Here is a 9,928-nt window from a genome sequence, read left to right on the forward strand (position 1 = left end):
AGCACAAAGGCGAGATTCGCAATGGCAAAGACGACAGGCGGGAAAAGATCAGTAGGCAAGGGCTCCGACGAGCCGACCGGCAAGGTCACGAAGGCCAGCACTGCATCTTCATCTTCCGCGAAGTCGTTGTCCGGCGCGTCGCCAGTTGGCAGGAAACGCACTGCTGCCGGCACCGCCAAGGCTGCGCCGGCACCGACGGTTCGCGCATCACGGGCCGTCGCGAAGTCCGAATCGCGTACGGCGGCCAAGCCGTCGGCGAAGCGGGCAAGTGCGAATAGCGCAAGGGCAGCGGCTGCCGCCGCGGACGAAACGGCAGTACGCACTACTCAAGCATCCACGGTTCAAGAGGCTGTTGTCCAGCAGCCGCGAGTCGATTTAGCCGGTACGGCGAACTCCATGACGAAAAAGCTGAACGAAGTATCCGTCGATGACGACGCAACCCAGAGCGACGAGCAGCCCGCCGCTGCAGCGGGCAAGGAAAAAACCAAGGCGCGGGATCGTCGCGCGAAGGAAAAGCTGCTGCTGAAGGAAGCGTTCGCGACGAGCCAGCCCGGCACGGCCGAGGAGCTCGAGGAGCGGCGCGTCAAGCTGCGCGCGCTCATCAAGCTGGGCAAGGATCGCGGCTTCCTGACGTACGCGGAAATCAACGATCACCTGCCCGACAACTTCACGGAAACGGAAGCGCTCGAAGGCATCATCGGCACGTTCAACGACATGGGCGTGGCGGTCTACGAGCAGGCGCCGGACGCCGAGACGCTGCTGTTGAACGACAACGCGCCCGCCGCGTCGTCGGACGACGAGGTCGAGGAGGAAGCCGAAGTCGCGCTGTCGACGGTCGATTCCGAATTCGGCCGCACCACCGATCCGGTCCGCATGTACATGCGCGAGATGGGCACGGTGGAGCTGCTCACGCGTGAAGGCGAAATCGAGATCGCGAAGCGCATCGAGGACGGCCTGCGCCACATGGTGATGGCCATCTCGGCATGCCCGACCACGATCGCCGACATCCTGGCGATGGCCGAGCGCGTCGCGAACGACGAAATCCGCATCGACGAGCTGGTCGACGGCCTGAACGATCCGAACGCCGAGGACGCCGACGGTTTCAACGCGAAGGAAGCGGAAGAAGCCGAGCAGGCGGACGAGGACGAGGAGGAAGCCGGCGAGGACGAAGAGGAAGAGGACGACGACGGTGCCGCGCAGGCCACCGCCAACGCCGCCCAGCTCGAAGCGCTCAAGCGCACCTCGCTCGAGAAGTTCGCCCTGATCAGCGAATGGTTCGACAAGATGCGTCGCGCTTTCGAGAAGGAAGGCTACAAGTCGAAGTCCTACCTGAAGGCGCAGGAAACGATCCAGAACGAGCTGATGTCGATCCGCTTCACGGCGCGTACCGTCGAGCGTCTGTGCGACACGCTGCGTGCCCAGGTCGACGAGGTGCGTCAGGTCGAGCGCCAGATCCTGCACATCGTGGTCGACAAGTGCGGCATGCCGCGTTCGGAATTCATCTCGCGCTTCCCGGGTAGCGAAACGGATTTGGCCTGGGCCGAGAAGATCGCCACGGAAAGCCATTCGTACAGCGCCATCCTGCAGCGCAACGTGCCGGCGATCCACGAGCAGCAACAGCGTCTGCTGGATCTGCAGGCGCGCGTGGTGCTGCCGCTCAAGGACCTCAAGGAAACCAACCGCCAGATGGCGGCGGGCGAACTGAAGGCGCGCCAGGCCAAGCGTGAAATGACCGAGGCCAACCTGCGCCTGGTGATCTCGATCGCGAAGAAGTACACCAACCGCGGCCTGCAGTTCCTCGACCTGATCCAGGAAGGCAACATCGGCCTGATGAAGGCGGTGGACAAGTTCGAATACCGTCGCGGCTACAAGTTCTCGACCTACGCGACGTGGTGGATCCGCCAGGCGATCACGCGTTCGATCGCGGACCAGGCACGTACCATCCGGATTCCGGTTCACATGATCGAGACGATCAACAAGATGAACCGGATCTCGCGCCAGATCCTGCAGGAAACCGGCCTCGAGCCGGATCCGGCAACCCTGGCCGAGAAGATGGAGATGCCGGAAGACAAGATCCGCAAGATCATGAAGATCGCGAAGGAACCGATCTCGATGGAAACGCCGATCGGCGACGACGACGATTCCCATCTCGGCGACTTCATCGAGGATTCGAACACGGTCGCCCCGGCCGATGCCGCGCTGCATGCCAGCATGCGCGACGTCGTCAAGGACGTGCTCGATTCGCTGACGCCGCGCGAGGCCAAGGTGCTGCGGATGCGTTTCGGTATCGAGATGAGCACCGATCACACGCTGGAAGAAGTCGGCAAGCAGTTCGACGTCACGCGTGAGCGGATCCGCCAGATCGAGGCCAAGGCGCTGCGCAAGCTGCGTCACCCGAGCCGTTCGGACAAGCTGAAGTCGTTCCTGGAAGGGAACTGATCGGCATCAAGCATGTGGCCGCCGCCGGCCGTGAAGGTCGGCGGCGGTTCTTCTCTCCCCAATTGTTCGGTACAATGCCGTCCCCGAGTGCAGTCTGCCGGGGCGCGCGTCAATGCAGTCTTCCCACTGCGTCAGATCAGGGCCTGTAGCTCAGCGGTTAGAGCAGTCGACTCATAATCGATTGGTCGCGGGTTCGAACCCCGCCGGGCCCACCAAAACTTCCTCAACGGCATCAACGGCTTAGCCCGAACTTCCTTTTCCGGGGAGGAATCGGGGGACGATATGGCCGCTTCCAGCCTTCCCCTCTCGATGTCGTTCTGGCTTCCATCGATCCACTTGGAGTAGGTCGTCAGGAACATCTCGACGCTATGGCCGAGTTGCTTGGCGCAGAAGGCGGGCATCATGCCCGCCATCAGCATCGCCGTGGCGTAACCGTGCCGCATGTGAATAGCTGATCTGCGTCAGGAGTCTCGGGCCAGCCAATCTGGAAACGCGCGTCTTCGAGCAGGATGGGGAGCGCCCGATCTTCGGCATCCACACCGCGATGATGGCCATCAGCCGCCACCTCGGCGACGCGCTGCCGCAATACCCGATCGCCGAACCTCGGGTCACACAACGGATGCTCGCCAGATGGCTGGCGCCCGATCGCCGACCATCACGCCGGCGCTTCGGCGCTCAAGGAAGGTGTCGGCATGCTCGAGTCCCATGCCGGCTTAGCCGCGACAAAGCCCAGAAGCTGGGCGAGCACGCCATCGAGCGGCAGCCCCAGAAACGAATGCACGCCGCCGTGGTGCACGACCTCGATGCTGACCCGATCGCCCGAGATCAGGAATTGATTGAGCAGCACCCAGTGAGGTTGCATGGCCAGATTGCCCAGCTTCGAGGTAGCGTCTTTTTGGGCTACGGCTTGAAAACCCTTCAGGATTTCAGCGTGCCTCGCTTCGGGCTGACCCTCGAGCATCGTGCGTCCGTTTTTCAGCAGCCTGCTGTAGGTTTCGGCCGCTTCGGCCAATTGGATATTGCATTTGAGAAACACCTTGTAGCCGCATGCCAGGAGATGCGCGATCCGCTCGGCCGCCTCGAGGCGTGTCCTGAACGGATAGACGCCGGATGCGCTACCCGGCGGATACACCATCGCCACCCCCTTGTCTCCCGAGATGCCGAGTTTGGGCGCCACCACCATCACGGCATAGGCAACCTTCAACAGGAGCGCGAGCGGCGCCTGTCCCGGCGGCCAGAACGGCAATTGCGGTGGTGTGATGTACATCATCACTTGCGGGTATCCGCATCGCTTGCACCACTCGAACAGATCGGACTCCCGCGTACCTTCGTACTGCGCGAGGTTAGTGGTGGCCTCGAGCGCTCTGGCGGAGTTCCTCAAACTCGCCAGAACGAGAAAATCGGCTTGCGGAATCGAATTTACCTTGACTCGATAATTGCGGATGCTGGGATCGGGTTTGACCTCATAGTCGGCGATTCTACCGGCGCCACTTTCCGCCAGCTCGAGTGCGAATTGGACATACGCATCTGGGCGACTGCGTACGAGTTCCACTGCCAACGAGACGGGACCGCAGAGGCCGGTGCGAGCCTGATTGATACGGTAGGGGTCCAGCACTCTGAGCGTGAGCTGATAGAGCACGACAGTCCGCGTGAGTTGTGGAAATGAGCGAAAAGCCGTGCTCAGCGTGGCGGCGGCTCGAATCAGCTTCAGTGCGAAGCGCTTGGTCGGCTGGGCGACAACGTAGGGATCGAGGAAGTCGAGAAAATCGACCAAGACACTGCCGCCCCCCATTTGCTCGCCCAATGTGAGGGTATCCCCACACTCGGCCAGGATGCTGGACAAGGGCATCCGCGACATGGCCAATGGCTCTGGGCTGGTCACGGGATTGGACAGGCTGATGGAGGCGCGTCTCTGCAATTTTGTCCCGGAGTTCAAGCTCAACGCTTGGCCGAGTGTCTGCTGCTTGCGAGCTTGGGTAATGATGTCGGCAAGTGGCAATATCAATCTCCCAGTGGATGGCATGAACGACGCGTAGCGGATCCTGACAGAACGCGCGGATATGCTGCGCTATTCCATGGTCGTGCAAGATTTTCGGTATTGGCGCACCGTTTGCCGGGCCAGCTATGTGGCATGCGTGAATGTGTCTGGCAAGCCAGTGCCGAGCCAGTAATCCTCCCGTCCAGTAGGTGGGATCAGGAGAGAATTTCCAGCAAAGGGAGTTCTAGGCAATGAAGGAGTCGAAGTTCACGGATAGCCAGGTCATGGATGCGCTCAAGCGAGCGGAGGCTGGCGTGGCGGTGCCGAGATCTGCCGGGAGCTGGGCGTCAGCACGGCGACGTTCTGCAACTGGCGCAGCAAGTACCGAGGGATGGACGTGTCGCTGATGGCGCGGATGAAGGAGCTGGAAGCGGAGAACGCGCGACTGCGCAAGATGTACGTCGGAGAGAAGATCAAGGCGGAGATCGTCGCGCAGGCGCTGGCAAAAAAGACTGAAGCCATCTACCCGCCGCGAGATGGCCAGAGAAGCAGTGGCGAGCCGGGGCGTGTCGATCCGGCTCGCATGCGAGGCATTTGGCGTAAGCCAGACGTGCTACCGCTACGAGCGCCAGGACAGTGCGCTATGAATGGCTGTCGCCGTACTACTGGGAAGACCGGGCGCACGTGCAGCATTTCGCGAGCGAATGGATGTGGCAATACAATCACGAGCGCCCTGACATGGGCCTTGGCGGCATGACACCGAAACAGCAACTCATGGCCGCAGCATAGTCTCTACTTCTGACTCGCGTTAAAAGCGGGGGGATTACCTGGCTTGTCGACGCCACTTCGGTGTTCGATTTCGCCGGTCCGTCCTTTCCATCTTTCATGGAGCACGGCGCCGACCACGAAGAACAGCGTGTGCGCCACCGCGAAGGCCGCGAGGCCACCGGCCGTCAGCACGCGGGAGCCCGCGAAGCCTTCGCCGAGCATGGGCAGTACCATGCCGGCGTTGAGCAGCCAGACGATCGCCGCGGCGAGCACACCCTTGAGGAGTGCTGGGGCGCGCCAGGAGCCCAACAGTAGTCCGTAGGCGATGATCATCGCGATCCCGACAGCCACGTGGAACAACTGTTGGAAAATCCAGGTGCCGGCGATTCCCGGCGTATGTTCATGGCCCGCGAGCGTGAGCAGGAGCTTGAGCAATCCGCCGCGCGCGGTGACGATGCCGACTGCATCCGCGGCGCCGAGCAGGGCCGTATTCAGGAGAATCGCAGGAATGCCGGCGCGCAGGCCGACGCTCAGTTGCGCGCCGATTCCTGATGCGGCGGTCCCGTTCTGGTGAGGTAGGGAAGAAGTCATTTCGTTCCTCTGGATGTCGATCAAGGTGAATTGCTTGACGTCGGGCGAGGCGCGTTTATTCCATGTCGGTGCGCGGGCGCGGACCCGAATGTGCACCGGCGGCAGGTGAACCTCCCCTGGCCGGTGCCCATCTCGTTTCCGCATCGATGGTTGCCGGATGCATTCCGTCAGCCGATCGCGCTCTCGAACTTGCGCCCGTCGACATCGATCAGGCGCAGCCTGGCTGCCTTCGCGAGATCGGCGGCATGTCCGTCTGGAAGTGCCAGTGTGACGAATGCCGCGGCGCCCATCGGGGCACGCAGTCCGAACGGGCCGGGGCCGAACTGGTTGTAGGCGTAATCGTTGGTGAAGGCCGATTTGGGCACGTGCGAGAGTTGATCCGCATCCCATCGAACCAGCGCCTGGCCGTTCGCGTCGAGCACCACGGCTTGCACGATATGCACCGGCGCCTCCGGCGTGCCGGCATCGAGCGTGGCGTGGAATCGCAATCCGCCCGGCGTCAGCGAGACCTGGCTCAGCGTGACATGATGCGCGGTCGGGCTGACCGGGCCGCTGTGAAAAGGCGTCACCACGGAGCCACGATAGTAGCTGTAGGTACTCACGTCGAACACTACCACCACCGCCAGGACGGCCAGCGCGAGCTTGCGCATGCCGTGTTCGCCGAGCGGCAAGGGCAGGGCACCCGAGGCCCAGCGGAACAGTGCGCTTTGCGCGCGTGACGGCCGTTTGCGCAACAACACGTTGTCCAGCGTGTAGGCTCCGCCGCCGCCGAGGAACAGCGTCGCCCCCATGGCGAGATTGCAGGCGGCCATGGTCCATTCATCGATGCAGGTGGCGCCCTGCCAGCCAAACATCAGCATCAGCATCACCGAGAATCCCATCGAAGCCAGCGCTGCCGCGCGCGTGTAGAGTCCGGCCATCAACATCAGCCCGACGATCAGTTCGGCCGCGCTGAACACGATCACGCCGGCATACAGGACCACGAAGTGATGGAGCATGTAGCTGATCACGTGGTCCATGCCGAGCAGCGCGCCGGGCAGTGCCGTCTGGAACTTGTTTGCCATCCAGTGCGTCGCGTTGGGATTGAGCTTGCTCGGCGCGTAGATGAAGCGTCGGGAACCGCCGCCCCAATAGATGAAGCCCTGGATCACGCGCACCGCGATCATCGACAGGGCACTTGCCCGGACGGCGGTCCGGCTCGCGCTTGCGTCCGGCGCTTGCGGCTGGTATTGGGAGGAGGGGAAGGTTGATGGAGTCATCGCTGTGTTGGTGAGATGAAGGGAACGGGTCCGATCGCGCGATGCCGGGCAGGCGGCTGCGGACGAAGGGATACACGCAGCGTATCGATCGTTGCGCGCCAGGAAAAATATCTTGCTGGCATTCGAGCAATGCCTTTTCCTTATCGGATGCGCTCCGCTCGTCAGGCCATGTGTTCAAGTCATGGCAGCGATGCCAAGCTGGTATTTTTCCCGGCGTCTGGCGCTCCGTACACTGCAAGGCACCCGGCACTTCCTTGCAATCGACATGAGCCAACATGAAACGCAAACGGTCCTTTCCATCCGCCACTGGACCGATACGCTCTTCAGCTTCACCTGCACGCGCAGTCCATCATTCAGGTTCGAAAACGGCCAGTTCACGATGGTCGGCCTCGAGGTGGACGGGCGGCCATTGATGCGTGCCTACAGCATCGCCAGCGCAAACTACCAGGAAGATCTCGAGTTCTTCAGCATCAAGGTGCCGGACGGTCCATTGACCTCGCGGCTGCAACACCTTCGCGAGGGCGATCCGGTCTTGATCGGCAAACGACCGAGCGGAACCCTGATTGTCGATAACCTGCTGCCTGGCAGGAACCTGTGGATGCTGTCGACCGGCACCGGACTCGCGCCGTTCCTGAGCGTGATTCGCGATCCTTCCGTGTACGAACGCTTCGATCGGATCGTGCTCACGCACACCTGCCGCCATGCTTGCGAACTCGCGTATCGCGACACCATCACGCAAGCGCTGCCGAACCACGAATGCCTGGGCGAGCTGGTTCGCGAAAAACTCGTCTATTACCCGAGCGTCACACGCGAAGCATTTCAGAATCGCGGACGCATCACCGAGCTGATCGCATCGGGCCGCATTTTCAGCGATCTGGGCTTCGCGCCGTTTTCATCCGGACATGATCGCCTCATGTTGTGCGGTAGCGCGCAGATGCTCAAGGACACCCGGATGCTGTTGGAAGAGCGCGGGCTCGAGGAGGGCAGCCAGTCCTCGCCCGGTCATTTTGTAGTCGAGCGCGCCTTTGTCTCGTGAGGGTGTGGTCACTCCCATCTTTCCCCTGGAGAAAATCGACATGAAGATCATCCATGCAGTCGCCGTGGCGGTTCTGGCCGCCAGCCTCGGGTCGGCCGCGCTCGCGCAACAACCGGACCAAGCGCCGGGCTTCTGGACGACGCCCGCGATTGCCGGCTACGGCCCGATCCACGACTTGCCCGATGCGGCGTTCAGGCCCGACCCGAAGCATTCGTATCGCATCGTGTTCGCGCTCACCCAGGGCACCCCGTCGCCCGACAAGGTGAACCCGGCACTCGACCATGTGGCGCGCACGGTGAACCTCTATGCGGCGGCGGGGGTGCCGCTCTCGCACCTGAAGTTCGTCGCCGTCGCTTATGGCGCGGCCACGCCGAGCATGCTTGACGATGCGCATTATCGCGAGGCCTATGGCATGGCGAACCCGAACCTGCCGTTGATCGCATTGCTGAAGCGAGCCGGCGTGACGGTCGCTGTCTGCGGGCAGGCGGTGGCCGAACATCACTATGCCTACGGCTGGATCGCCACGGACGTGACGCTCGCCTTGTCCGGGCTGACGACCGTCACCACCCTGGAAACCGAGGGTTATGCCCTCATGCCGCTCTGATACTCGATCCCACGGAACCCAAGCATGATGATACGTATTGGCAAGATTCTGGCCGCCTGCCTGGCAGGCGCTCTCGGTACGCTGGCGATGGTACCGGCACATGCATCGGCCGAAGACGAGCCGGCAAGTCCCGTCGCCGCGTCGTTCAGCGTGTCGCCGCCGTGGCAACACGGGGCGAACGACGATATCGACATGGCACGCCGGGGCCTTTCCTTCACCGAGCCGGACGCGGACAATCTCGCCGACTTCCACGGCGATCCGCTCGCTGCGCAGTTGTCGCTCTACGTGGGCGGCAATTATTTCTTCGCGATGGCGCCCTTGGTACAGGCATTCGAGCGCAGCTATCCGCAGTATCGCGGGCATGTCTACTGGGAGACGCTGCCTCCGGGGCTGCTGGTTCGGCAGATGGAGGCGGGCGGTACCGTGACGGTGGGCAACATGACCTGGACGGTGAAACCCGACGTCTACCTGGCCGGCCTGAAAGCCGTTCAAAAGCAAATCGACGCAGGAAGCCTGGTGGCGCCCGCCGTGCCTTACGTCACCAACACGCTGACGATCATGGTGCCCAGTGGCAATCCCGACCATATCGACGGGCTCGCCGACCTCGGCCGGAGCAAACTGATGCTGGCCATGCCGAATCCGGCATTCGAGGGAATCGCGCGACAGGTGAAAGCCTCGCTCGCGAAGGTCGGTGGCGATGCACTGGTGCGCGAGGTGTATGACGCCAAGGTGACCGACGGCACGACGTTGCTGACGCATATCCATCATCGCCAGACGCCGCTTTGGATCATGCAGGGCAAGGTGCGGGCCGGCGTGACCTGGCAGTCCGAAGCGGTGTTCCAGGAGCAGGTTGGCCATCCGATCAGCCACGTCGACATACCCGCGGCCGACAACACCACCGCCGTCTACGCGGCGGGCATGGCCGCGCACGCGCCGCATCCGCAAGCAGCCCGGCGCTGGCTCGATTTCATTCGATCGCCGCAGGCGCTGGCCATCTTCGAACGTTACGGATTCAAACCCTACATGGGCGGGGCGAGTTGAGCGCCGGTATGGCACATCACTTTGGTTGAGTCCGCAACCAGGCGGGATCGCCCATTTTTTGGGGCGACCGCCTATGGAGCCAGGCATGTATCAGTACGACCAGTACGACCAGACGATCGTCGACGAACGCGTCGCGCAGTACCGCGACCAGGTGCGTCGCCGGCTGTCGGGCGAATTGAGCGAAGAAGAGTTCCGCCCGCTGCGCCTGCAGA

The 9,928-nt window shown here is 62.6% G+C and carries 8 protein-coding genes, 1 tRNA gene and 1 pseudogene; 7 read left to right on the forward strand and 3 right to left on the reverse strand.

Going from position 1 to position 9,928, the window contains the following annotated elements:
• The first annotated feature begins 21 nt into the window (after positions 1–21).
• Both rpoD and F3J18_RS15510 read left to right on the forward strand, forming a co-directional pair.
• Complete coding sequence (rpoD, locus tag F3J18_RS15505; protein WP_080742206.1) at positions 22–2,439, forward strand: RNA polymerase sigma factor RpoD; 2,418 nt, start codon at positions 22–24, stop codon at positions 2,437–2,439.
• Positions 2,440–2,578: 139 nt separating this feature from the next.
• Positions 2,579–2,654, forward strand: a tRNA-Ile gene (locus F3J18_RS15510).
• A 440-nt stretch (positions 2,655–3,094) separates the two neighbouring features.
• Here F3J18_RS15510 and F3J18_RS15515 read toward each other — a convergent pair.
• A complete protein-coding gene (locus F3J18_RS15515) occupies positions 3,095–4,438 on the reverse strand; it encodes a hypothetical protein (protein WP_166913261.1) in 1,344 nt (447 codons plus the stop codon).
• A gap of 230 nt (positions 4,439–4,668) precedes the next feature.
• On the opposite strand from F3J18_RS15515, the pseudogene F3J18_RS15520 reads away from it, so the two are divergent.
• Positions 4,669–5,046, forward strand: a pseudogene (locus F3J18_RS15520) (transposase); the annotation flags it as partial.
• 55 nt (positions 5,047–5,101) lie between these two features.
• Positions 5,102–5,206, forward strand: a complete 105-nt coding sequence (locus F3J18_RS38165; protein WP_345891820.1) for an integrase core domain-containing protein — start codon at positions 5,102–5,104, stop codon at positions 5,204–5,206.
• Between the two features lie 3 nt (positions 5,207–5,209).
• Here the strand turns inward: F3J18_RS38165 and F3J18_RS15525 are convergent, their stop codons facing one another.
• Both F3J18_RS15525 and F3J18_RS15530 read right to left on the reverse strand, forming a co-directional pair.
• A complete protein-coding gene (locus F3J18_RS15525; protein WP_166913262.1) occupies positions 5,210–5,800 on the reverse strand; it encodes a hypothetical protein in 591 nt (196 codons plus the stop codon).
• A 143-nt stretch (positions 5,801–5,943) separates the two neighbouring features.
• Positions 5,944–7,035 carry a TQO small subunit DoxD gene (locus tag F3J18_RS15530; RefSeq protein WP_025101824.1) on the reverse strand — a complete coding sequence of 364 codons (1,092 nt, stop codon included), beginning with the start codon at positions 7,033–7,035 and terminating at the stop codon, positions 5,944–5,946.
• Positions 7,036–7,300: 265 nt separating this feature from the next.
• Here F3J18_RS15530 and F3J18_RS15535 point away from each other — a divergent pair, with 265 nt between their 5' ends.
• From F3J18_RS15535 to F3J18_RS15545, 3 genes are read left to right on the forward strand one after another with little or no spacing between them, the layout of a single operon-like run.
• Positions 7,301–8,071, forward strand: a complete 771-nt coding sequence (locus tag F3J18_RS15535) for a ferredoxin--NADP reductase (protein WP_025101823.1) — start codon at positions 7,301–7,303, stop codon at positions 8,069–8,071.
• Between the two features lie 40 nt (positions 8,072–8,111).
• A complete protein-coding gene (locus F3J18_RS15540) occupies positions 8,112–8,675 on the forward strand; it encodes a DsrE family protein (protein ID WP_166913263.1) in 564 nt (187 codons plus the stop codon).
• A gap of 24 nt (positions 8,676–8,699) precedes the next feature.
• A complete protein-coding gene (locus tag F3J18_RS15545; RefSeq protein WP_166913264.1) occupies positions 8,700–9,716 on the forward strand; it encodes a substrate-binding domain-containing protein in 1,017 nt (338 codons plus the stop codon).
• The last annotated feature ends 212 nt before the right edge of the window (positions 9,717–9,928 follow it).

Source organism: Burkholderia sp. Ax-1720 (assembly GCF_011753035.1).
In the GTDB taxonomy this organism is placed as follows: domain Bacteria; phylum Pseudomonadota; class Gammaproteobacteria; order Burkholderiales; family Burkholderiaceae; genus Burkholderia; species Burkholderia gladioli.